Origin of the sequence: Nonlabens sp. Asnod2-A12 (assembly GCF_045063745.1) — a bacterium.
Taxonomy (GTDB): domain Bacteria; phylum Bacteroidota; class Bacteroidia; order Flavobacteriales; family Flavobacteriaceae; genus Nonlabens; species Nonlabens xylanidelens.
In genome coordinates this window covers 247325-272993 of sequence record NZ_JBEFOB010000003.1, presented here as the reverse complement: position 1 = coordinate 272993, position 25669 = coordinate 247325, and the positions used below count along the sequence as shown (strand labels likewise).

The 25669-nt window shown below is 34.9% G+C and carries 18 protein-coding genes and 1 riboswitch; of the genes, 14 read left to right on the top strand and 4 right to left on the bottom strand.

Annotation, left to right across the window (positions count from 1 at the left end):
• Positions 1-72: 72 nt before the first annotated feature.
• The 5 genes from clpB to ACJJVJ_RS01275 all read left to right on the top strand — a co-directional run bounded on the left by clpB (position 73) and on the right by ACJJVJ_RS01275 (position 12176).
• Positions 73-2679 (top strand): ATP-dependent chaperone ClpB, encoded by a 2607-nt coding sequence (clpB, locus tag ACJJVJ_RS01295; protein WP_405368412.1) that lies wholly within the window; start codon positions 73-75, stop codon positions 2677-2679.
• 646 nt (positions 2680-3325) lie between these two features.
• Positions 3326-5104, top strand: coding sequence for an AMP-dependent synthetase/ligase (locus ACJJVJ_RS01290; RefSeq protein WP_405368410.1), 1779 nt, complete (start codon positions 3326-3328; stop codon positions 5102-5104).
• A 105-nt stretch (positions 5105-5209) separates the two neighbouring features.
• Complete coding sequence (locus tag ACJJVJ_RS01285; RefSeq protein WP_405368408.1) at positions 5210-6553, top strand: exonuclease domain-containing protein; 1344 nt, start codon at positions 5210-5212, stop codon at positions 6551-6553.
• Positions 6554-6610: 57 nt separating this feature from the next.
• Positions 6611-7321 (top strand): SAM-dependent methyltransferase, encoded by a 711-nt coding sequence (locus ACJJVJ_RS01280; RefSeq protein ID WP_405368406.1) that lies wholly within the window; start codon positions 6611-6613, stop codon positions 7319-7321.
• Positions 7322-7439: 118 nt separating this feature from the next.
• Positions 7440-12176 (top strand): T9SS type B sorting domain-containing protein, encoded by a 4737-nt coding sequence (locus ACJJVJ_RS01275; RefSeq protein ID WP_405368405.1) that lies wholly within the window; start codon positions 7440-7442, stop codon positions 12174-12176.
• Between the two features lie 108 nt (positions 12177-12284).
• Here the strand turns inward: ACJJVJ_RS01275 and ACJJVJ_RS01270 are convergent, their stop codons facing one another.
• A complete protein-coding gene (locus tag ACJJVJ_RS01270; protein WP_104514787.1) occupies positions 12285-12677 on the bottom strand; it encodes a nucleoside triphosphate pyrophosphohydrolase family protein in 393 nt (130 codons plus the stop codon).
• 54 nt (positions 12678-12731) lie between these two features.
• Here ACJJVJ_RS01270 and ACJJVJ_RS01265 point away from each other — a divergent pair, with 54 nt between their 5' ends.
• The gene (locus ACJJVJ_RS01265; protein WP_317044685.1) at positions 12732-12953 is read left to right on the top strand and encodes a hypothetical protein; all 222 of its coding nucleotides are present in this window, start codon (positions 12732-12734) and stop codon (positions 12951-12953) included.
• A gap of 69 nt (positions 12954-13022) precedes the next feature.
• Here the strand turns inward: ACJJVJ_RS01265 and ACJJVJ_RS01260 are convergent, their stop codons facing one another.
• Entirely contained in the window at positions 13023-15044 is a 2022-nt protein-coding gene (locus ACJJVJ_RS01260; RefSeq protein WP_405368402.1) for a dipeptidyl-peptidase 3 family protein, read from the bottom strand.
• Positions 15045-15221: 177 nt separating this feature from the next.
• Here ACJJVJ_RS01260 and ACJJVJ_RS01255 point away from each other — a divergent pair, with 177 nt between their 5' ends.
• The 3 genes from ACJJVJ_RS01255 to ACJJVJ_RS01245 are packed head-to-tail and all read left to right on the top strand — an operon-like array spanning position 15222 to position 18562.
• Complete coding sequence (locus tag ACJJVJ_RS01255; protein WP_405368400.1) at positions 15222-16985, top strand: sensor histidine kinase; 1764 nt, start codon at positions 15222-15224, stop codon at positions 16983-16985.
• Positions 16982-17608 carry a response regulator gene (locus ACJJVJ_RS01250; RefSeq protein WP_405368398.1) on the top strand — a complete coding sequence of 209 codons (627 nt, stop codon included), beginning with the start codon at positions 16982-16984 and terminating at the stop codon, positions 17606-17608. Before ACJJVJ_RS01255 ends, ACJJVJ_RS01250 begins: the two co-directional genes overlap by 4 nt.
• A gap of 6 nt (positions 17609-17614) precedes the next feature.
• Complete coding sequence (locus ACJJVJ_RS01245) at positions 17615-18562, top strand: alpha/beta hydrolase (protein WP_405368396.1); 948 nt, start codon at positions 17615-17617, stop codon at positions 18560-18562.
• A 76-nt stretch (positions 18563-18638) separates the two neighbouring features.
• Here the strand turns inward: ACJJVJ_RS01245 and ACJJVJ_RS01240 are convergent, their stop codons facing one another.
• Complete coding sequence (locus ACJJVJ_RS01240) at positions 18639-20597, bottom strand: TonB-dependent receptor plug domain-containing protein (RefSeq protein ID WP_405368394.1); 1959 nt, start codon at positions 20595-20597, stop codon at positions 18639-18641.
• Positions 20598-20730: 133 nt separating this feature from the next.
• A riboswitch (cobalamin riboswitch) is annotated at positions 20731-20944 on the bottom strand.
• Between the two features lie 189 nt (positions 20945-21133).
• On the opposite strand from ACJJVJ_RS01240, the gene ACJJVJ_RS01235 reads away from it, so the two are divergent.
• Genes ACJJVJ_RS01235 through ACJJVJ_RS01225 form a run of 3 tightly spaced genes read left to right on the top strand, consistent with a single transcriptional unit; the run spans position 21134 to position 24008 of the window.
• Positions 21134-22222, top strand: coding sequence for an ABC transporter substrate-binding protein (locus ACJJVJ_RS01235; protein ID WP_405368393.1), 1089 nt, complete (start codon positions 21134-21136; stop codon positions 22220-22222).
• Positions 22223-22239: 17 nt separating this feature from the next.
• The gene (locus tag ACJJVJ_RS01230; protein WP_405368391.1) at positions 22240-23247 is read left to right on the top strand and encodes an iron chelate uptake ABC transporter family permease subunit; all 1008 of its coding nucleotides are present in this window, start codon (positions 22240-22242) and stop codon (positions 23245-23247) included.
• Positions 23247-24008 carry an ABC transporter ATP-binding protein gene (locus tag ACJJVJ_RS01225; RefSeq protein WP_405368389.1) on the top strand — a complete coding sequence of 254 codons (762 nt, stop codon included), beginning with the start codon at positions 23247-23249 and terminating at the stop codon, positions 24006-24008. The genes ACJJVJ_RS01230 and ACJJVJ_RS01225 overlap by 1 nt, the downstream gene beginning before the upstream one ends.
• 26 nt (positions 24009-24034) lie before the next feature.
• Here ACJJVJ_RS01225 and ACJJVJ_RS01220 read toward each other — a convergent pair whose 3' ends face one another.
• Positions 24035-24415 carry a Fur family transcriptional regulator gene (locus tag ACJJVJ_RS01220; RefSeq protein WP_405368387.1) on the bottom strand — a complete coding sequence of 127 codons (381 nt, stop codon included), beginning with the start codon at positions 24413-24415 and terminating at the stop codon, positions 24035-24037.
• Positions 24416-24498: 83 nt separating this feature from the next.
• On the opposite strand from ACJJVJ_RS01220, the gene ACJJVJ_RS01215 reads away from it, so the two are divergent.
• Positions 24499-24903: a MerC domain-containing protein gene (locus ACJJVJ_RS01215; protein ID WP_405368385.1), complete on the top strand. Its 405-nt coding sequence runs from the start codon at positions 24499-24501 to the stop codon at positions 24901-24903.
• Positions 24896-25558: a GTP cyclohydrolase I FolE gene (gene folE, locus ACJJVJ_RS01210; protein WP_405368384.1), complete on the top strand. Its 663-nt coding sequence runs from the start codon at positions 24896-24898 to the stop codon at positions 25556-25558. The genes ACJJVJ_RS01215 and folE overlap by 8 nt, the downstream gene beginning before the upstream one ends.
• Positions 25559-25669: the final 111 nt, after the last annotated feature.

Genomic DNA, 25669 nt, shown 5'->3' with positions numbered 1-25669 from the left:
ATGTCAATTTATGAAAAAGGTATAAGAATTGACTACTACCCAACATAACATAATACATCTAAAACAATATATATGAATCCAAATAAATTAACTATAAAATCCCAAGAGGCTTTGCAGCAAGCACAGCAACTTGTACAAGAGTACGGACAACAACAAATTGAGAACGTACATTTATTACTTGCGATAACTATGGTAGACGAGAATGTCTTGCCGTTTTTATTCAAAAAACTGAATGTGAATTTAGACCTAATTATACAACTACTTAAAAGTCAAATTACATCGTTACCTAAAGTAGAAGGCGGAGAACTACAACTATCTAGAGAGACTAATAGAGTTTTAAATGCATCTATGACGCTGGCCACAAAAATGGGAGACGATTATGTAAGTATAGAACACTTATTGATCTCCATGTTTGATGGTAAATCAAAGACTGCACAAATTCTTAAAGACCAAGGTATTTCTAAAAAGAATCTAGAAATGGCTATTGAAGAATTAAGAAATGGTAATAAGGTAGATTCACAAAGTGCCGAAGAAACGTACAATAGCCTTAATAAGTATGCAAAAAACTTAAATCAACTAGCAGATCAAGGGAAACTAGATCCAGTCATAGGTCGTGATGAAGAAATACGTCGCATTCTTCAAATATTATCCAGACGTACAAAAAACAACCCTATGCTAGTAGGAGAACCTGGTGTAGGTAAAACCGCAATAGCCGAAGGTCTCGCACACCGTATAGTGGCTGGTGATGTACCAGATAACCTTAAGGATAAGCAAATATTTTCTCTAGATATGGGGGCGCTTATCGCTGGTGCCAAGTATAAAGGAGAATTTGAAGAACGATTAAAAGCGGTAGTTAAAGAAGTAACTAGCAGTGCTGGAAATGTAGTATTATTTATAGACGAAATTCACACACTTGTAGGTGCTGGTGGCGGTGAAGGTGCTATGGATGCCGCAAACATTTTAAAACCTGCCCTAGCTCGTGGTGAGCTGCGTGCAATAGGTGCCACTACCCTAGACGAATATCAAAAATATTTTGAAAAGGATAAAGCACTAGAAAGACGCTTCCAAAAAGTTGTGGTAGATGAGCCTGATACAGAAAGTGCTATTTCTATACTACGTGGTATTAAAGATAAGTATGAAACACACCACAAAGTACAGATTAAGGACGAGGCTATTATAGGCGCAGTAGAATTATCCCAGCGTTATATAACCAACAGGTTCTTACCAGATAAGGCCATTGATTTAATGGATGAGGCTGCAGCAAAACTGCGCATGGAAATTAACTCTAAGCCAGAAGAACTGGATGTACTCGATCGTAAAATCATGCAACTAGAGATAGAAATCGAAGCTATTAAGAGGGAAAATGATGAAGCAAAATTGAAGAACTTACGCTCTGAGGTGGCAAACCTTAAAGAATCTCGTAACGAACTTAATGCGCAATGGGAGAACGAAAAAAGTGTCGTTGATAATATTCAAAATACAAAAACTGACATTGAAAACTTTAAATTAGAAGCAGATCGTGCAGAACGTGATGGCGACTATGGTAAAGTGGCAGAGTTGCGATATGGTAAAATCAAACAAGCTCAAGAAGAATTAGACCGATTACAAGCTGCAATGGAAGCAAATGACAATTCTAATAACCTCATACAAGAAGAGGTTACTTATGAAGATATTGCTGAAGTAATAGCCAAGTGGACTGGTATTCCTGTAACTAAAATGTTACAAAGTGATAGAGAGAAACTTCTCAAGCTAGAAGAAGAACTTCATGAACGTGTAGTAGGACAAAGTGAGGCTATACAAGCGGTAAGTGACGCTGTAAGAAGAAGTCGCGCTGGTCTACAAGATCAGAAAAAACCGGTAGGGTCCTTTTTATTTTTAGGTACTACAGGAGTAGGAAAAACAGAACTAGCCAAAGCACTTGCAGAGTATTTATTTAACGATGAGAATTCTATGACTCGTATCGATATGAGTGAATATCAAGAACGACATAGTGTGAGCCGTCTAGTAGGTGCACCTCCAGGATATGTAGGTTATGACGAGGGTGGACAACTTACTGAAGCTGTAAGAAGAAAACCTTATAGTGTGGTATTACTAGATGAGATAGAAAAAGCACATCCAGATACTTTTAATATTTTATTACAAGTACTAGATGAAGGTAGATTAACTGATAATAAAGGACGTGTTGCAGATTTTAAAAACACGATTATTATCATGACATCTAACATGGGTGCTGATATTATCCAACAAAAATTTGAGAATTTTAATGGAGAAATAGAAAGCTTAATAGATTCTACAAAAAACGAGGTACTCGCTGTTCTTAAACAACGTGTACGTCCAGAATTTATAAACCGTATCGATGATATTGTCATGTTTACACCTTTAAATAAGGAAGAAATAAAGGAAATTGTAGGCTTACAATTTAAAGGCGTCAGCAAACTTCTTGCACAACAAGGAATTATAATTGATGCCACAGATCAAGCGATCGAACTGCTAGCTAAAAAAGGTTATGATCCACAGTATGGTGCAAGACCGGTAAAACGTGTCATCCAAAAAGAAGTGCTTAATGAACTTTCTAAGGAGATTTTATCTGGAAAAATAGCTTCAGACAGTATCGTTTTGGTAGATGCTTTTGAGAAGGAATTGGTCTTCAGGAATCAAACAGATTCTGTAGAAGTATAAAATTCGATAGTGCATTTTATAATAATGGCCACCTATTCTTAAATGAAAGATTTAGGTGGTTTTTTTTATGGAGATGTTAATTAAAAGAGTGAATTTTTAGGCCAGGAAAACTATTCTTAACATAATAAATTTGTCGCCTGTAGTGAGAAATGAACCAGGCAATATGGTTAATTAGTGTTATTATTGAGTGATTCAAATTAATTTTTTTAATCTATCGTACCATGCTTCTTTCATAGATAGTTCATCATAAAATATTTGTTGTTCATCGGTATTTTTAGGAAATAATTCTATAATTAAAATTAATTTTATTAAATAATCAGTTACCTATTTAATATAAAATAGTACATTGAAAATTATCACCTTCATTATTGTTAATCAAGGTATTAAAAATCACTATTTACCTTCTACAGCTTATTAAAACTATAGATTAGAGGAATAATTTAAAAATATTTTAAGGATACAACTTATGTCTAGACCATATTATTAATTGAGACTACAAACATGTGGAAAATTCACAAACTCACTAAAAAGACTAGCCCTAAGAGCCTATAATTACATTAATCGTGATAATTTATTTGTTTTTTTATCATTTTAATAAGCAGCCTATTTCTTATATTTAAGCCGTATAAAAATCTAAATGGACAACATGCAATATAAAAGACTTTTCGATTTCCCCCATTATCAACTAGAATTATATCCACGTGAAGATTCTCTAGTTTCTAAAGTTAATGGTGTATGGGTTAAAACTTCAACGGCATCTTTTGTCGAGCAAGCTAACTCGATTTCAAGAGGTTTATTAAGGTTAGGAATACAAAAGAATGATAAAATTGCACTTATTTCTACTACAAATAGAACCGAGTGGAATATTATGGATATAGGTATTATGCAAACAGGTGCGCAAGACGTACCAGTGTATCCTACTATTTCAGAAACAGATTATGCTTATGTGTTAAATCATAGTGAATCAAAATACGTATTTGTTTCTGATAAAGAAGTTTATGATAAAGTCATGAACATTAAAAATGAAGTTGCTTCTTTAATAGAAGTATATTCATTTGACGACATCCCTGGTTGTAAAAGTTGGAAAGAAATAAAAGAATTAGGTAAAGATGACAGCAATCAGTCAGAGCTAGAAGAAATAATGGCAACTATTAAGATAGAAGATCTAGCTACCTTAATATATACATCTGGTACAACTGGACGTCCTAAAGGTGTTATGTTATCTCATGAGAACATTGCTAGTAATGCGATGCACAGTTCTAGTCGTTTACCTATAGAAATCGGAATTTCAAAATCTTTGAGCTTCCTACCGGTTTGTCATATATATGAACGCATGTTACAATATATGTATATCTATACCGGTACAGGAATCTATTTTGCAGAATCTATTGATAAGATATCTGATAATCTTAAAGAAGTAAAACCAGAAGTAATGAGTGCTGTACCTCGATTATTAGAAAAGGTATATGACAAGATTATCGCAAAGGGTACGGATTTAACAGGGATTAAAAAGAAATTGTTCTTTTGGGCTGTAGATTTAGGTCTAGAATGGGAGCCTTACGGAGCAAATGGATGGTGGTATGAACGTAAATTAGGTCTTGCAAAAAAATTAATCTTCTCAAAATGGAAAGAAGCACTAGGTGGTAACCTACTAGCCATAGCTAGTGGTAGTGCTGCTTTGCAACCTAGACTAGCAAGAGTATTTAATGCTGCTGGCGTGCCAGTTATGGAAGGATATGGATTAACAGAAACCAGTCCTGTAATATCAGTAAACGATTTACGTAATGGAGGTTTTAAAATAGGGACCGTAGGTAAAATGCTGCCTAATACCGATGTTAAAATTGCCGAAGATGGTGAGATAATCATCAACGGACCACAGCGCATGCTAGGTTATTATAAGGACGATGAGAAAACTAAAGAAGCTATTGATGATGATGGTTATTTCTGTACTGGTGATATAGGAGAAATAGACGCTGAAGGATTCCTTAAAATAACAGACCGTAAAAAAGAGATGTTTAAAACATCTGGTGGTAAATATGTCGCACCACAGGTTATAGAAAATACCATGAAACAAAGCCGTTTTATAGAACAAATTATGGTAATAGGTGAAGGTGAAAAAATGCCTGCGGCCTTCATACAGCCTAATTTTGATTTCCTTAAAGACTGGGCAAAGCGCAAAAACATTTCATTTACTAGCATAGAAGACCTTTGTAAAAATGAACAAGTAATTGCTAGGTATCAAAGAGAAATAGAGCACCATAATGAACAGTTTGGAAAATGGGAACGTGTAAAAACCTTTGAGTTAACTCCAGAAGAATGGACTATCGAGGCAGAGCACCTTACCCCTACTTTAAAATTAAAACGTAGAAATATTAAAGCACGCTATCAAGATCTTTACACAAAAATCTACGGCTCTAAGATTTAATAAATCTTATTATAAAAAAAGTAAAAGCCATGTTTGTTACATGGCTTTTTTTATTAGCTTACACACTCAAATAACTAGATAATTCTATCTTTTAAAACAGAATATTTGTACGCAATAGTAGATGTAGAAACCACTGGAGGAAAATATAATGAAGAAGGCATTACAGAAGTAGCCATCTATAAATTTGATGGTCATGAAATTATTGATCAATTTGCTAGTCTAGTTAATCCAGAAAAAGAAATACAACCCTTTGTAGTAAAATTAACTGGTATCAATAATGCCATGTTAAAACGTGCGCCTAAGTTTTATGAAGTTGCAAAAAGAATCATAGAAATTACAGAAGGTACTACCCTAGTTGCACATAATGCAGGATTTGATCACCGCATGCTCAGGTTAGAATTTGATAGATTAGGTTATGAATTTGAACGCCCTACACTTTGCACTGTAGAGTTGGCACAAAGCCTATTGCCAGACCAGGATAGTTATAACTTAGGTAAGCTAACCAGATCATTAGGTATACCATTAACAGATAGACATCGTGCTACTGGTGATGCACTAGCAACAGTAAAACTGTTCAAGTTGTTATTACAAAAGGATATTAATAAAGAAATTATTTCAAAAAGCTTAAAACATTTTAAGCCTTTAAAAATAGAACCTAACCTTAAAGCAATAGTAGACCAATTACCAGCAGCTACAGGTGTATTCTATGTGTATGATGTAAACGGTACTATACTATTTATCAGCAAGAGCAAAAACATAAAAAAGCGCGTCACTCAACTATTTACTGGTTCTAATAAAAAATCAAAAGAGATTCAAAAAAAGGTTGCCGAAATTACTTTTGAAAAAACCGGTAGCGAGATGGTCTCTATCTTAAAAGAACATATTGAGATAAGAAAACACACGCCTGCACTCAATGGAAGAATTAAAAGAAATAACTTTTCTCACGGTCTTTATATATATTACGATACAAATCAAACACCTCGTTTTTTTGTAAAATCAGTTGTTAAAGATCCTAATCACATCATCACCTTTTCTTCTTCTAGATCTGGTTATAGTTTTTTAGAAAAATTAGAAAAAAAATACGGTACATCAGTAAAATTTAGAAAATTACCACATAATGATGCTAGTCTAAGCATTCATCAAAATACTGCAGTTACAGAGTCCCTAGACCTACTTAATGAAACAGTAAATGAAATTATCACAACCTATAGTCTTAAAGCTACCAATAAAATATTAGTTGATAAAGGTCGTGAAGCTAGTGAGCGCAGTGTCATACTGATAGAAAATGGTAGAGTCACTGGTTATGCGTTTGTAAACTTAAGAATACAAATGACGGATATTAAAATGTTAAAAAGTCTCTTGACTCCTATAGAAGATCATGGCCAGGTTTTACATCTTGTAGCTAGTTACATACGCCATAAAAAGATATATCAAATTATAGATTTATAATAGTTACGCTTTCGCGAAAGCGAGATCCACAACAATAACACAATACAATTAAAAGCCATGCAAGCAAAAGGAAGATTGTTTCTTATCCCAGTAACATTAGGCGACATAAGCCCTCTAGAGGTACTACCATTATCAGTAAAAAAAGTAGTTGAAATGGTGGATGATTATATAGTTGAAAATGAAAAAACGGCAAGAAGATTTATAAAAAGTATACATCCAGCAAAGGCGCAACCTACTTTGAGTTTTTCTACTATCAACAAGTTTACGGAGTCTAGCGAGTTACCAGCATTCTTACAACCCTGCCTAGAAGGTAAAGATATGGGGTTAATGAGTGAAGCTGGTGTTCCAGGAATTGCAGACCCAGGTGCAGACGTGATTGCAATAGCTCATGAAAAAGGTATACGAGTACAACCTCTAGTAGGACCTAGTTCTATACTTATGGCTATGATGTCTAGTGGTCTAAATGGTCAAAATTTTGCCTTTAACGGCTACTTACCTATTGATAAGCAAGAAAGACGTAAAAAATTAAAAGATTTAGAAAATTTTTCTATTAAAAATAATCAATCGCAATCTTTTATAGAAACTCCTTATCGCAATAATAAAATGATTGAAGAACTTTTAGTCTCTTTAAATAGTAGGACTAAAATATGCATAGCATGTGATATAAGTTTACCTACAGAGTTCATTAAGACATTAACTGTAGATTTATGGAAAAAACAAATTCCAGATCTACATAAGAGACCGGCCATCTTTATAATACAAGGATAGGAAAATTACTTTTCCTTTAAAAATTTAATGTTAAATATTTATCAATTTAACTATTTTATTGTGATTTTATAGAATTGGAAAAAAATGACTATTTTACGGCTCTCAAAACTATAAAGCCATGAAAAAACTTTTCCTCTTATTCTTTTTATCGATTCCCATATTGTCATTTGGACAGTTAGAAGCCGCCTGGTGGTTTTTTGGAGATAATGCTAGTGTAGATTTTAATTCTGGAGCACCTGTAGCAGCTCCTGCCGGTAGCCTTGCCACAGCCGAAGGTTGTAGTACCATTTCCGACCCATGTGGAATTCTTCAAATGTATTCAGATGGGCAGACTATATGGAATAGAAACGGTGTAGCAATGGCTAATGGTACTGGACTATCTGGAAGTGGATCTAGTGCACAGTCTGCCATAATTATTCCCGATTTGGGTGTTGCAGACCGTTATTTTGTTATTACTATAAGTTCTTTTGCTGGATTAAGGTACAGTATTGTAGATATGACATTAAACGGCGGACTAGGTGACGTTATCGCAGGTCGTAGAGATATACTTATACAAGCAAATACTCAAGAAAAAGTAACCGCAACATTAAGTGATAATGGGACTTTCTATTGGATCGTGACATTTGAAAACGGTGGAGAATATAGTGCTTATCCTGCCGCCGGTGGTATTATACTTGCTTCTAGAGGTGTGGATTCAACCCTTCCAGCAACATCTTCACTTACAGATGCTCGTGGTTATATAAGATTATCACCAGATGGAAGTAAAATTGCAAACACATCTGTAGAACCAGCTGGAACAGCATATCTTACTGATTTTGACACAGCAACTGGTGTAGTTAGTAATCCTGTTGCTCTTACCACTTCTAACAATATTATTGATCATTTTTATGGTGCAGAGTTTTCACCTGATTCTCAATTAATTTATCTAAATGCTAATTCTGCTTCTGGAGGAAATGGATGTAGTACATCCGTTAATAGAGAAATTCTTCAATATAATATAAATAGTGGAGGTGGATGGAACTCTACTCCATTCGTTTTTGCTGCAAATGGAGCAATTAATAGTGAAAGAGGAGCATTACAATTAGGTATAGATGGTAAAATTTATCATGCTCGTGCTTGTCAACCTTGGTTAGGTGTGATAAGATCTCCAGATTCAGTTGGTGCTGCTGCAAATTATATTGACGATGGAATTCCTTTAAATAATAATTCAAGAGAAGGGTTACCTCCTTTTATAACTTCCTTCTTTGAACCTTCTTTTAACTCATATGAATCTGTTGCTGGTGGTGGTAGTGGCGGCGCCTCTATCAATCAGGTTAACTTTTGTGATCAGACACCTATTCAGTTTGAAGCATCTACAGCCGACTTTTGTCCTACTTCTACAGTAACTTGGAATTTTGGTGATGGTTCACCGACCAGTACAGTTCTTAACCCTATTCATACTTTTCCTGCTCCAGGAGTTTATACAGTTACTTTAATTGTACGTAATGGTGGTTTTAGATTTACAGCCTCTCAAGACATAACTATTTATGCAAATCCTATAGCAAATCCTGTAGCAGATGTATTTTTATGTGATAGTGATGGTGACGGTATCGAAACTAGAGATTTAACAATTGCAGAATCTCCACAAGTATTAGATACCCAGATAGATCCTAATTTTATGATCGAGTATTTCTTATCACAAAATGCTGCAGATAATAATGTATCGAGCATTACAATGCCATATGATTTCCCTGTCGGTACTACAACAGTTTATGTAAGGATCACAAATGAAGAAAATGCTACTTCAAGTCTTTGCTTTGATACAGGATTCTTTGATGTTATAGTAGCTTCTGGATCTGGTGCTACTAGACCTACAGATTTAGTCGTTTGTGATGACGATAATGATGGTATATCAACATTTGATTTAACAACTACAGAAACTGAAGTACTTAATGGATTACCAGCAACTGCATTTACTATCTCTTATCATGTGACTGCTGCAGATGCAAGTACTGCTTCAAATCCTATTATGAACCCAACTTCTTATACTAACACAACTCCTGATATGGAGACTATTTTTATAAGGTTGCAAGACAACAGCCCAGGTGGTTGTACATCTACCACAGAAGTAGATCTATTTATATGGTCTACTCCTACTGCAAACGCTGTAATGGATGTCGCAGTGTGTGATACTGCAAATGATAACTCTGAGATTATAACACTTTCAGATTTTGATGCCGAAGTTTTAGGAACTCAAACAGATCCTGATTATGTAATAACGTACCACATCTCACAAGCAGATGCTGATACAGGTGCTAATGATCTACCTAATTCATATGACCTGACTGCTACAACTACTTTGTTTGTAAGGATAGATAATTTAAATAATGAACCTTGTTTTGATACAACGTCGTTTGAATTAAGACTAGATGCACAACCTGTAGCAAATCCTATAGCTACTTATAGATTATGTGATGACATTTCAAATAACAATTCTGAAGTATTTGACCTTGTTACTAGAAACCCTGAAATACTGTTAACTCAAGCAGCTGCAGATTTCAACATAGAATACTTTACTTCCCAAGCAGATGCTGATTTAGGTACTGTGGGAGGAGCAACTGCAGTTAATGACATGTACAGTAGTGCTGGCCAGACGATGTATGTACGTATTGAGAACGTAATAAACACAAGCTGTTATGATACAACAACATTTGATCTTATTGTAGATGATTTACCAGTGGCAAACACAGTTGCAGATTTAGTTCTTTGTGATGATGTAACTAACGACGGTACTGAAGATATAGATCTTACACAATTTGATACCGCGGTATTAAATGGACAGACCTCTCCTAACTTTGTAATTTCTTATCACCCAACTCAAGCAGATGCTGATAATGACACTGCAGAAATCACCACAGCTTACACCGTAAATTTAGGAACAACAACTGTTTTTGTAAGAGTTGATAATAGTGATAACATGACTTGTGCTAGCACAACACCTATCAATATTATTCTAGACGCGCAAGCTATAGCAAACCCTGTAACTGAATACAGATTATGTGATGATATGACTAACGATGGATTAGAAGACTTTGATCTTAGTACTAAAGATGCTGAAGTATTAGGTACACAAACTGCTACTAACTTTACAATAGAGTACTTTACATCTCAAGCAGATGCTGATTTAGGAAGTGTAGGTGGTGCCACACCATTAACTACTATTTACAATAGTGGTTCTACTACTTTATTTGTGAGAATACAAACTAACAGTAATACCGGATGTTATGATACAGAAATGTTTGACATTTTTGTAGATCCATTACCACTAGCTGGTACACCTGCAGACATAATAGTATGTGATGACATTTCTAATGATGGAACTGAAGACGTTAACCTATCTCAGTTTGATGCAGAAATTTTAAACGGACAGACCAACACTAGTTTTAATGTAACTTATCACGCAACTCAAGCAGATGCCGATAATAATGTTTCACCTCTAGCAAGTCCTTATGCTGTGACCAGCTCTACACCTAACTTATTTGCTAGGGTAGATAATGCAGATAATGACATGTGTTACAGTACAACGACATTCCAATTTGTTATAAGCCCTACTCCAACAGCTAATACTGTTGCAGATATGATTACTTGTGATGATCCAGGTAATGATGGTAGTGAAGTATTTGACCTAAGTCTTGCAAATAGTCAAGTATTAGATGGTCAGAATCCAAATGATTTCAATATCACTTTCCACCCATCACAAAACGATGCAGATATGAATACTGCTGCGCTACCTACTATGTATGCTAGTAGCACTACTACACCAGAAACTATTTTTGTAAGAATAGAGTCTGCTATAAACCCAGTTTGTGCTGATTTCACAAGCTTTACTCTTACAGTAAGTGTGGAGCCTACAGCCGGAATCGGTGCAGATATAGTAGGTTGTGATGACGTGAGTAATGATGGCTTTGAAGAGTTTGATTTCAGCTCTCAAGATGCTGCCATTTATAATGGACAAAGTACTACCGACTTTGATGTTACATACCACGTTAGTCAGGCAGATGCTGACAACGATGTGAACGCATTATCCTTTCCTTATACTAATACAACAAGAGCACAAACTATATATGCAAGAATAGAAAACACATCAAATACTGATTGTTATGACGTTTCTAGTTTCTTAATAGAAGTATTTGCTAGACCAGTTATTGCAGATCAAGGTCCTTATACTATTTGTGCTGGTGTTGCAGAAAATATAGATGCAGGTGCAGGATTCTCTAGTTACTTATGGTCTACTGGAGCTACATCTAGAACTATAGACGTTGCTAGTGGTGGTGATTATACAGTGACGGTAACTAATGCAGATGGATGTGATAGTACAGCAACAATTACAGTAGTAGAGTCTGATGTAGCTGTAATAGAGCGTATAGATGTAGGACAGTTTGAGGTAAACACTAACACTCTTACTGCTATTGTAACAGGAAGTGGCGATTATGAATTCTCTCTAGACAACTTTGTATATCAAGACAGTCAGCGATTTAATAACCTTTATCCTGGTTTCTATACCATTTTTGTAAGAGATAAAAACGGTTGTGGAACAGTATCGATGGATGCCGTAATCATAGGTGGACCACCTTACTTTACTCCTAACCAAGATGGATACCACGACACATGGCAAGTAATAGCTGTAGAAACTATACCAGATGCTACTATCTATATATTTGACCGATACGGTAAATTATTAAAACAAGTAAGCCCTACCGGTGCAGGATGGGATGGTAATTATAATGGTACTCCTATGCCATCTAGTGATTACTGGTACTTAGTAGAATTAAGTGATGGACGTAGTTTTAAAGGCCATTTTGCCCTGAAACGATAAACACACTTATCATAAATTACAAAAGCGAGCTATTTAAAATAGCTCGCTTTTTATTTATAATGGTTTCTCAAAATAAGAAGCCACTTACACTACTCTATTTTAAATTTTTTACATAAAATTCTTTAAAATCTTATCAAAATTAGGCTTTGAATAAGTGGGCCCTTTTAGAACCTTACCATCTTCTCGATAAATAGGCAAACCATTTTCTCCTAACTTAGACATATTAGATCGTTGTATTTCATCAAACACGTCTTCTATGACATCTTGCATTCCATGTTCTATAATTGTACCGCATAGAATATAAAGCATGTCTCCTAAAGCGTCTGCAACCTCTACGAGATCATCATTTTGTGCTGCTTCTAGATATTCCTCATTTTCTTCTTTCATCAACTCATATCGCAACTTATTTCTGCGTTCTGTGATGTGAGCAACCGGTTTACTATTCTTACCTAATTTAAAAGCGGTGTGAAATTTATGGACACTTTCTATTTGTTTCTTCATATCTATGGTGTATTTGCTAGTATTGGTTTGTAATTTTGTAAAAATAAGTTTTCTATGAGTGCATTGCCATTAGTTTTAAAAGATCCTATGTTCAGTAGTGGACAGATTAATTTTGGAATAGGTTTTTTCTTAGTTTTTGTAGTCATTATTTCCTTTATGTACTTAAAAGATAAAAAATTACATAAGAAAAATTACAAAGGTGTATTTTGGATACTTATAGGCTTTATAGCTTTTATTTTACTTCTCGTTGCCATAAAATTTGGTTTACAGAAATAAAAAAAGCACCAGAATCTCTTCTAGTGCTTTTTTTGATCTCGCTTTCGCGAAAGCGGAATTATAAATTTCTTAATCTAAATGACCATAATTCTTTGAGTACATAAGCATTTGTTCTTCAAAGCTTTTAGGTTGTTCAATAGAAAAACCTGATATAGAATCACCATCCATAGTAGGAACGATAACAGGGTTTACAAAACCTCTATAAGCTGGAGCTTTGAACTTACTGTTTCTCTCCAGCACTTCTTTATGAATATCTTGATCTACTTTTACACCATAGTTCTCTACTAGTGCCTGTCCAGCTTTAAAATCACCCTCGCTAGTAATGCGTTGTGTTTCTTTTAAAAGTTGGCCAAAAAGCTCTCTCAATTTATCGTAATCCTTAATATCATAATAAGTTTTACCGTCCTTTACCACTTTTTCAATTACATTATCCTCTTTACCTTTTTCATAAACCCAGGCACTCACCCATTGTCTGTTACGCATGTGGGCTTCTTCTACATCCTGCCCTAATTCTAAACGTATGAGCTGAGATAACATACCGTTTCTTATATAACCGTCATAAGCAGCCATACCGTAATTTTTCCAGTCGTCGACAAGGCCTAGTTCCTCTAACTTAGGGTCCATAAGGTAATAAAGCCCAAAAAGATCTGCACGACCTTCTTCTATTGTAGATTTATAACTACCTAATGTTTCTTTAGGCGTTCCTACTCCAGGGTTAATCTGACCACTTGCATGCCCTACCACTTCATGAAGAGCTGTGTGTAATTTATCAGCTTTGGCACCGTATTTTTTCTCAAGTTCTATTTCTTTCTCATCGTGTGCAAACTCATCTAATCTGCCAGAACCACCTGCGTTACCATAAGCACCAATAATATTACCAAGAGAAACTGATTTACTACCGTGTACAGATCGTATCCACGTATTATTAGGTAAATTCACTCCTATAGGTGTCGCTGGACTAGCGTCTCCTGCCTCACCTGCTACATTTACCGTTTTATAGCTTACTCCAGTTACTTTAGGTTTTTTATGCTCTTGCATAAGTGTTGAATTATCTTCAAACCATTGTGCGTTTTCACTCAAGACATTCATCTGGCGTGACATTTCAAAATCCTTAATCTGTACGATTGTTTCATAACTACCTTTATAAGCGATAGGGTCGTTATAGACTTCTATAAAACCGTTGATCCAGTCCACAGCACCTTCTGTGCTTGTGCTCCATGCAATAGAATATTCGTCCCACTTTTCTAGATCACCAGTTTGATAATATTCAATTAATAAACCTAGAGCTTTTTCTTGTTGCTCAGTTTCTGCAACGCCTTGTGCTAGTTTTAGGTAGTGAATGATTTGATCAATTGCAGCACCGTACAGACCACCACTCTTGTAAACGTCTGACATTAATTTGCCATCTTTTCTAATCAATCTAGAATTTAATCCTATTTCTACTGGTGTCTCTTTATTAACCGGTAGGCTTTTATAAAATGCTATAGCCTCTTCAGTTGTAATTCCTGGTTCATAAAAATTAACCGCACTCTCGAGTACAATATCTTTGTCTTTATCAAGAACTACTTTTTTAGAATCCTTATCGTTAAACATGACATCTACTGCTTCAGATGGCATAATTAGACTTTGATCCCTCAATAAAGTAACTAAAAATTCTTTAGAAAATTCTGGTTTCATCTTATCCATACTATAATGGTGATGAATACCATTTGCAAACCATATGCGTTTTAAGTAGGTTTCAAATTGTTGCCATTCTTCAGTTGTTTTATCACCTTTATAATTGGTATAGATACTTTCTAAACCTTTTCTTATAACTAAATTGTTACGATAATTTTGATCCCAAGTGATATCTCTACCACTTAAACCTGCTTGGGTTAGGTAATAGACTAATTTTTGTTGTTTTAAAGTCAGTTCTTCCCAACCTGGAATTTGATAACGTAAAACACCTATGTCAGCAAATTCTGTGACATTGTAATTGAAATCTATTACTTTTTCAGTTTCAACCGTTTCTTGTTTCTTTTCTATTTTCTCTTGACAAGAAAACGTAAGAGAGGCAGCAAATATGCAACCAGCAATTTTAAGATATTTCATGAATATAGTGAGTTTAAAGGTTTTATATGTTTATCTCAAAAATACGAATTTGGTAATGATTATTTTTTTACTCTATCGATGAAAAACTACACCTTTACTAACAGTTTGCTATAATAGTATCCGTATTTTTAACCTTTGATACAAAAAGATTATATTGTACCTACCCTAATACCTGATATGAGATTTCCCCTGCTTTTACTAACTCTATTATGGAGTTGTACATCATTATTTGCACAAGAATTAGTCCCTTTTAACGACATGCTTACCATGCTCGATAAAGGTGAGATAGCAAAAACTAAGCTTGCATTAGAACAATACGATTTCTCTTCATTATCCAAAGAGGATCAAGCTAGTTATTTGCTCAATGAAGGTATAATAGAATACAAAGAAAACGATTTTGTTGTTGCATATAAGACCTTACTAAAGGTTAAGAACCTGAAAAATTTTGCTAGAAAAATGGTTATCTATAATGCAAACGATTATATGATCGATATTGCAAACGCTGTATTTGAATACAGTACAGCAGCACCATCTCTTATAGAAGAAAATTGTAACATCGCCGAAGAATTAAATGATCCCAAACTTAAAATAGACTGCATATTCAATTCTTTTTATTCTGAACTTGTGGGTGAAGATTATCAGCTAGCCTTAAAGTATAATTATCAAATGCAGCGCATTGCTGAGGAAAACGACTTGCAAAAAGAGTTGTTAGACATTGAAAATAACATGGGAACCATCCACTATTTTCAAGGTAGAAACGATTCTGCTCTGTTTTATTTTGAACGTAACTTAAAAAGATCTCGCAAAACCAAGGATACATTATCCATAGCACAACGTGTTAACAATATGGCCATGTTAAAAACTGCTATAGGAGAATACCCAGCGGCACTAGACAATATTAATGAGGCCGAGGAACTAGCACGTTCTCAATCCGATCATCAATTACTGTTAACTATTTTACGCAATAAAGCAGATATTCTTACTTATAATCAAAAGTTTGAAGCTGCCACAGATTTTTATTACCAGCATCTAGACATGAATGATACACTGTCTGCTTCTCAAAATGCACAACAACTCAATGAATTACAAACTAAATATGAAACTGCCGAAAAAGAATTACTCAATGCCGAATTAGAAGCTGAAAATTCTAAAAGTGAATCGCGCATATATATGTTGCTATTCCTACTCACCATGGCATTAGGTACCGCAGGATATTTTCTTTTAAATTTTTATAAGACTAAAAAGATAATGGTAGCTAGAAAACTAGCTCAAGAACAAAAAGAACTTAAATTAATGAGAGATCAAGAACTGGCTAGTATAGATGCTATGATCGCTGGACAAGAAAAAGAACGTCTCAAAATAGCGTCAGATTTACATGACGACCTAGGCAGCTCTCTTACTGCCATAAGAGTTTCTATTGAAAATGTAAAAGAACGCACGCTAGATAATGACTCTAGATCTATACTTGAAAATGCTCATCACATTCTTAATGATACTTATTTAAAAGTACGTACCCTATCTCACACGCAAAACAGTAGGGTATTAAGTGAAGACGGCTGGATAAGTAGTTTAAAAGATCTAGCTCATAAAATCAATAAATCTGGTGATCTAGATGTAGAAGTAATTCACAGTGGGTTAAAAGGCAGGCTAAGCAACTCTACAGAACTCTATTTATTCAGAATTATTCAAGAATTGATTAACAACATCATGAAACATGCTCATGCTACAGAGGCTAGTATAAATATTACTGGTTATGATAACATACTGGATATCATGGTAGAAGATAACGGTAAAGGTTTTGACCCTAATAAAGTCTTAAAAAATGGTATGGGTCTTGATAACATAAAAAAGAGAGTAAATGACATGAATGGTACATTTACAGTAGACTCTAACATAGAAAAAGGTGGTTGCACCATAAGTATAGAAATTCCCCTGGTATGATTACAGTAGCTATTGCCGAAGATCACATTTCCCTAAGTGATGGTCTTAAATTATTTTTAGAACAAGATCCTATAATTAGAGTTTTATACGCTGCTAGTAATGGTGTAGAGATGATGCAGCGCATAGAAAATTCATTACCAGACGTGGTCCTTACTGACATAAGCATGCCAGACATGAATGGTATAGAATTGTGTAAAGCCATCAAAAAATTAAGACCGTCTACTAAGGTTATAGCCCTAAGCATGTTTGACAATACTGGTGCTATAAAAGACATGCTAGACGCTGGTGCAGATGGGTATGCACTTAAAAGCAGTCCGTTAATACATTTAAGACAGGCTGTAAAAGACGTTTATGAAGGTAAAGTTTACTTTGATGAGCACATGACCGCACAGCTAGAAGAAATCAAATCTTTTAAGGTAAAAAAGAACATACTCTCTAGAAGTGAACGAGACATACTTATTTCCATAGCCAAAGGACTATCCAGTCAGGACATAGCCGAAGAACGCGGTACAGCCATAAGTACAGTGAACAAGCATAGAAAAAACATGATCCAGAAATTAGGATTATCTGGTAAGGGAGAATTACAACAGTATGCACAAGAGCAACACGGCCACTCAAATTAACCATTTATGAAAACAACTTTTTTTATTTCTATTCTAACCACTGTCGCCTTATTTTTAAGTTGTAAAAACAATTCTCCAACTAATGTTTTTGAACCTACTGCAAAGCAAACAGTTCAAATGACTCGTTTTGACACAGCAATACAAAACGATACCATTTTATATTACAACGATTTTAAATCCAACTTTGTAGATAATCGCAATGTAGAAATATGGCTTCCTGAAGGTTATCCACAAAAAGGTATCAAATACCAAGTTCTCTATATGCACGATGGACAGAACGTCTTTAACAAAGAAACTGCTTACACCGGTGTTGCTTGGGAAATGGATCAAAAAATGGATTCTCTAACTACGGCACAGGCTATACAACCTACTATCGTGGTTACTGCATGGAATACCAATAAAAAACGTTTTAGTGAATACATGCCACAGTTACCTGGTGAGTTGACAGAGTCCGCTTTCGCGAAAGCGGAACTAAAAAAGAACACTGGATATGATAAATTATACAGTGATGATTATTTAAAATTCTTAACCAATGAGCTAAGACCATTTGTAAACGAGAATTTTCAAACCTCTACAAAACCAGAGGATACCGCCATAATGGGTAGCTCTATGGGTGGATTGATATCTCTTTATGCCATGATTAAATATCCAGAAGTATATGGAAAAATAGGTTGTGTAAGTACACACTGGCCTGTACCACTTCTAGGAGAAGCTTTTATCAAGGAATTACCTACATCTGTTCCGCAAGCTGGTAGCCATAAAATCTATTTTGATCACGGTACTAAAACGCTAGATTATAATTATGAGCCTTATCAACTACGAGTAAATGATATGTTTAAAGATCTAGGTTATACAGACAAGGACTTACTTTACAGGAAATTTGAAGGTCACATACATAACGAAAAAGACTGGCAGCGTCGTGCCGCTATTCCATTGGTATTTTTATTGAAATAAAATGCTTGTGAAAATATAATAAAACAAAAAAGGCTGCTCTATCGAGCAGCCTTTTCAATTTATAAGTATTGAATTTTTAGAATCCTAAACGTACACCTACTTTATAAGTTCTACCTCTAGTCTGGAATCCTACTGCTTCTTGATAATCCTCATCTAGTAAATTAGAAACACCTGCAAAGAAAGTAACATCTTTACTGTTCAATTTATAAGTAGCGTCTAGATCCACTAATTGATAACTTTTTAATTCTACATTTTGAGTACTAAAAGTATTCAGATCAAAGAATGCATCTGCACGCTGGTGATTGTACTGGTATCTTGCTGTTAAGAACGCACGTTTTAACACCTCTACTCTAGCACTAGCATTTACCTTATGCTTAGGAATACGTCTCAATTGTGGTACGTTTTCTCTTTCTGTAAATGTATAGTTTGCTGTAAGATTTACTTTATCAAATAAAACCGTTTGTCCCATAACCTCTACACCTCTTGCAGTAAGTTCTTCTTCTACATTCTGGTATTGAGAGATAAAGTTAACTGGATCTACAGTTACAAATTGTACTAGATTATCTTCTTCACGTTGAAAAACAGTAACACCTAAACTAGAAGAATTCTTACTCCAAGAAATTCCTGCTTCTAGAGTTTTGTTTTCTTCTGGCTCTAACTCTTCATTACCGAATCCGTTAGCATACAGTTGGAACAAAGATGGTGTGATGTAAGCAGTACTATAACTAGCATAAGCTTTCAAGGTATTCTCACCTAGATTAAATCTATACGATGGGTTAATGTTATAAACTAACTTTCCATCATAGTTACTATGTGAATTATAACGTGCACCTGCGTTAACGTTAAATCCAGTACCGCTTAAATAAACCACGTTAAAATAAGGATCATAAATCTGGAAGTTTACATTATCCTTATCCGCATTTTGTGCAAATTCTGTACTACCGAATGGGATACTGAAATCTTCATACGTCTCATTCTTAAAGTTAAAACCTAAAATAGTTTTTAAGCTAGATTCTTCTGTTAATTGAAACGTATACTTGTTATATAAGTCTATTGAGATTCCATTTGCATTATATAAAGAAGGAAAACCACTTCTAGTATCTCTGCGAGTTGCAGTAGTTACACCGTTATAAACGATCTCTCCTTTATCAGAATATTTCCAGTTGGCATTAGTTCCCCATCTTACCTGGCGGCTGTACGTCTCGTTATCTCCATCGGTAAAAGCACCGTTGTCAAATTCTGCAACGTACTCATCAAATGATAGGTAACTACTCACTTTTAAGTTCTTGTTATTATCATAACCTACTCTACCTATCAGGTTGATGCGGTTAAATTCGTCTGCCTCAAACTGTACATTATCATCAGCACTTTCTGCTGCACTAAGACCGTTTGTACTTTGATGATTTAAACCAGCACCGTAAGTAAAACCACTTTTAGTACTTCCTTGTAGTTGCACACTGTTGTTGTACTCATCAGGTCCATTATTAGCTTGTTCTCTACTTTTATTTGTTCCTATAAAAGAAGCAACACTCACACGTACACCAGATTCTGGTGCTTTACGTAATTTAATATTGATTACCGCTGTACTTGCGTTTGCACCATAAAGTGTACTTGCAGCACCTTTTAAAATCTCAATTTCTTCTATTTGGTCTATATCTACTAGTCTTAGGTCAAATTCTCCATTAATATTACTTGGATCATTAACCTGAGCGCCATCAATTAAAAAAGCTACCTGACGGCTGTTACCACCTCTTACAAAGTAACTCTGGTTCTGACCAGCATTACTTCTAGAACCATTAATTTCTATACCAGCATACTGGTTAAGAAGGTCTGCGATGTTAGCAGCACGTTGCGCTTCTATGTCTGCTCTTGTGATTTTAATTACTGGTTTACCGCTGTCTTTGCGTTGTAAATCAAATTTTGAAGATGCTGTTACAATAACTTGATCCAGCTTTGTTGCAGTAGAATCTACTTGTGCATTTCCCGACACAGCTACTGCGATCATTGCGCTTAGAGCGATGATTTGTTTTTTCATTTTTAGGTTTTTAGGCTCAGGAAAGGAATTTTGAAGAGTTCTATAAACCGCGATATAACACACGCAAAAGGTCTCGACTGCGCTCGACCTGACATAAAAAAACCCATCGCTATCTCTATCCCGAAGATGAACAATAATTGATTTGAAAAATGGCAGGTCTCCTGACTCCAAAATAAAATCGTCTTCCCAAGCCTTGCTCAGTGACTGTATTGATTTTATCTTATAAAATTTATAAGACGCCTTTTTAAAAAGACGTTTTGATTACAGTTGCGGGAACAGTTCTAGAATTGCACTAGATTCCCTTTTAATTTTTTGCTTTCGCGAAAGCGTAACTTTCTTCCAGCTTAAAAACCATATTTCAAGCCGCGAAAATACTATTTTAATCAAGTTAGATTATTGAATTGATCAATATTTTTATACCTTATTGAAAACATCTCACCTTAGTTCTATTAGAATTGGTACTTTTGAAACCTATGAAACAGCCACTGATATACTTAATTTTATTCGTTTTTATTTTACAATCTTGTAAAAAAGAAGTGGAAAAAAAGGTAATACCAATTGATGATATTACTGAATATCAACAAATAGACATTAAATATGCTCATGGTTTTCAAATTAAAAATACCAGCTCTGGTTATTATGTAACCATTATGAATCCATGGCCAGAAAGTGCTGTTAATTATACTTTTAAACTCGTCAATAAAAAAACTATAGAGTCTACTCCTCCAGCAGATATTCCTAGAACTATTCAAATACCTGTAAAAAAAATAGTCCTTACCTCTACCACTCACATACCACCACTGGTATTATTAGGAGAAGAAAAATCACTTATAGGTTTCCCATCTAGTGATTATATAAGCTCGCCAGAAGTTAGGTCTTTAATAGACAGCGGTCATGTAGAAGAATTAGGTACTAATCAACTTATAAATGTAGAGGCAACTATAATTCTAGAGCCAGATATGGTTATGGGATTTAGTATAGACGACAGTAATCCTACGTATCAAAAAATACAAAAAGCTGGCGTACCAGTTATGTATAATGGAGAATGGGTGGAAGAACATCCACTAGGTAAAGCAGAGTGGATCAAGCTTTTTGGTGTTTTATACGGTAAAGAAAAAGAGGCAGACAGTATTTTTAATTCTATAGAAAAAGAATATTTAAAGACTCTAGAATTAGTGAAAACCGAAGATAAACCTGATGTGCTAAGTGGTGCAACGTGGAAAGATCAATGGTATTTACCATATGGAGATTCTTGGCAGGCAAAAATCTTAAATGATGCTGGTGCAAACTACATATATAAAGAGACAGCAGGAAGCGGCTCACTAGCCTATCCACTAGAAAAAGTACTTACAGATGGCCGCGAGGCTAGCTACTGGATTGCACCTGGACAGTATTCTAGTTATTCAAAAATGCTAGCAGATAATAAATCATACGGCCTTTTTAAATCTTTTAAGAACAAACAAGTTTATACCCATGCGCTTACCGTAGGTGCCAAAGGTGGCGTTACCTATTACGAAGAAGCTAGCATGCGACCAGATCTAGTTTTAAAAGATCTAGTTAAGATTTTACATCCCGATTTACAATTAGAACACGAGTTATATTTCTTTAAGCCGCTAGAAGATTAAATAACCTCTATACCTACTTGAAGAAACAATTCGTCATACTGTCCATTCTACTCCTAGTCTTCTTTATTGCAGACGTATGCTTGGGTACCGTTTACATAAAACCTCATCAAGTGATGGATGCGTTGTTAGGTCTAGAAAATCCACAAACTAGCAAGACAGTTAGATACATCATTACAGAACTGCGATTACCTAGAGCTGTTATGGCTATACTAACTGGAGCAGGTCTTGCTATCGCAGGTTTATTGATGCAAACCTTGTTTAGGAATCCGCTGGCTGGTCCTTTTGTTCTCGGTATTTCTAGTGGTGCAGGACTAGGTGTGGCAATCGTTATTATGGGAGCAACGGCATTAGGAATAGGCGCAATTTCTGGTTTTGGAATCATTACTGCAAGTGTAGTAGGAAGTCTTGTTGTTCTATTGTTAATCATTCTCATGTCACTAAGAATTAAAGATACCATGGGATTATTAATCGTAGGATTAATGGTAGGAAGTTTGAGCAGCGCTGTGGTAGGTATTTTAAGTTATTTTAGTTCTAGTGAACAATTAAAAAGATATGTATTCTGGTCCATGGGTAGTCTAGGTAATATCAATTGGGCCGATTTATGGATCATCATTTTATTGTTTTTTCTTGCTTTAATATTATTAATCTGGATTATTAAACCATTAAATGCGCTCTTATTAGGTGAGAATTATGCACTTAGTTTAGGGATTAACATCAAGAAAACAAGATGGATAATTATAATCATCACAAGTATTCTTGCTGGTAGTATTACCGCATATGCAGGTCCCATCGCTTTTATAGGACTAGCCGTACCGCATTTATCAAGACTTATTTTACCTACGGTAAATCACAAAATATTAATCCCAACGGTTGTTTTATTAGGTGCTACGCTCCTACTTTTTTGCGATCTGGTATCACAATTGCCATTTTCAAATTACTCCTTACCTATCAATGCAGTGACATCATTACTGGGAGCACCACTCATTATCTGGTTAATCATGAGAAAACGTAATTTACACTTCTAATGATAAGACTAGAAAACATACAGGTAGGTTATGGTCATTGCGTTGTTGTTGCTTTTGATGGCGATCTCGCTTTCGCGAAAGCGAAATTTATATCCATCATAGGAACTAATGGTTCTGGTAAATCGACCCTATTGAGAGCTATGGCAAGTGGGCAACACCTCATCAATGGAAATGTCTTTATTGAGAATAAAAACTGGAACGATTATACGGCAGTAGAACGATCTAAATTCATATCTGTAGTACTAACAGAGCGATCGTTCAGTCATTTTTTAAGTGTCAGAGAGTTGCTAGAATTAAGTCGCGCTCCTTATACCAACTATATAGGTAAACTAGCCGCTCAAGATCACGAAATAATCAATGAAGCTCTAGAAAGTTTTGATTTAAAACAATTGGAAAATCGCAAGGCAGGCACTTTAAGTGATGGACAGCTACAACGAGTTTTAATAGCGCGTGCCATAGTTCAAGATACGGATTACATTCTCATGGACGAGCCTACCAGCCATCTAGATATCAATCATAAGGCAGATTTACTGTTGCAATTGAGAGATTACTGTCATGAGCATGGTAAAACTATTATTTATGCCACGCATGAGATACAACTAGCAATGTCTTTGTGCGACGAGATCGTTAGTATACATAAAGGATCTATCGCACATGAGACGATAAGTGACTTTGTAAAATCTAATAAACTACAAGAAATTTTCCCCTCAAAACATGTGGCTTTTGAAAACGGAATCGTCCAATTTAAATTTGACAGCTAATTTTAAGAAGATTATTTTTTATAATCTTAAGCAGCGCACGCTTCACACTTACCTTGAATTAATAACTGTGAGAATAAAACCTCGCGATTAGGTATTTCTGGAATATTTACATGAATATTAAGACAGTCTACTGTACCACAACTCAAACATTGAAAATGAGGATGGAAATCTTTGTGAACAGATTTTGTACAACCTTTACATTTTGCATACCATTTCACACCGTCAAAACCTAAAAAGGAGTGTAATACACCATCATCTTCTAACTTATCTAACACTCTATAAATAGTCGTTTTATTAATCTGTTTATCTAAACGTTTAATTAAATCTACCGTAGATATGGCATTAGATTCTTGCTCAAATTCATTAAGCAATAAATCTATAGATACTGTTTTTCTTATAATTCCCATAATACAAATTTATTACAACTAAGTTGCTTTAACAAATAAACCTTCTATATTTGCAACTCGGTTGCATTAACAAGAATGACTATATGAGATTATTATTACCAAAGCCAGACATAGTAGGTGCTGCAGTGAGTATGCTATGTGTTATACATTGCGCTATTACCCCACTGTTATTCTTATCACATGCCGCTGCAATGAGTCAGGAAATTTCTAAACCTATCTGGTGGTCCAACCTGGACTACATATTTATAATTATATCCTTTTTTTCTATATATCATGCTACTAAACATACAAATAGAAAAATCATGAAACCACTTTTATGGGCAAATTGGTGTGTTCTATTGTTACTTATAGGTAATGAAAAAATAGAAGCATTCTCCATACCAGAAACTATAACCTACATAACTGCTACTGTACTGGCTGTATTACATATATATAATTTGAAATATTGTCAATGTCAGGATGATAAATGTTGTATTAAAAATGGATGAAAAAGAAATAGAATTAATAGGTGATAATCATATATCGCATAATACAGATACACCTATGTTGCCTACTGCATTTAACAAAACAGATGCGGAAAAGATAAAAACCATAGAGTATCATTTTAGCGAAATAATGAAAGAACTGGGTCTTGATTTATCTGATGATAGTTTATCAGGTACACCCTATCGAGTTGCCAAAATGTATGTAAAGGAATTGTTCTCTGGTTTAAACCCTGAAAATAAACCTCAACTCTCTGTCTTTGAAAATAAATATGGCTATAATAAAATGCTTGTAGATCAAAACATTAATATTGATTCTGCTTGTGAGCATCATTTTTTACCCATAACTGGATTTGCACATGTGGCTTATGTTCCTAAGGATAAAGTTATAGGCTTGTCCAAAATTAATAGACTGGTAGATTATTATGCGAGACGTCCACAAGTACAAGAAAGATTATCCATGCAAATCCTTAAGGACTTACAGGAATCTCTAGATACAGAAGATGTAATCGTTATGATAAGTGCAAAGCATTTATGCGTTTCTTCTCGAGGAATTAAAGATAAAAATAGCACCACCACTACCCTAGTATATGGCGGTTGTTTTGAAAAAAAACAATATAGAGCTGATTTTTTAAATATCATTGATCAGCCATCTACTTGACACCGAGATCTATCCAAACTTTGTTGTTTTTTTAATATCATGACTTCTCCCTAGAAGTGAACTAGCACTTGTTGTAAGTGCTAGTTACCAATTGAATCTTTAATTAGGTAG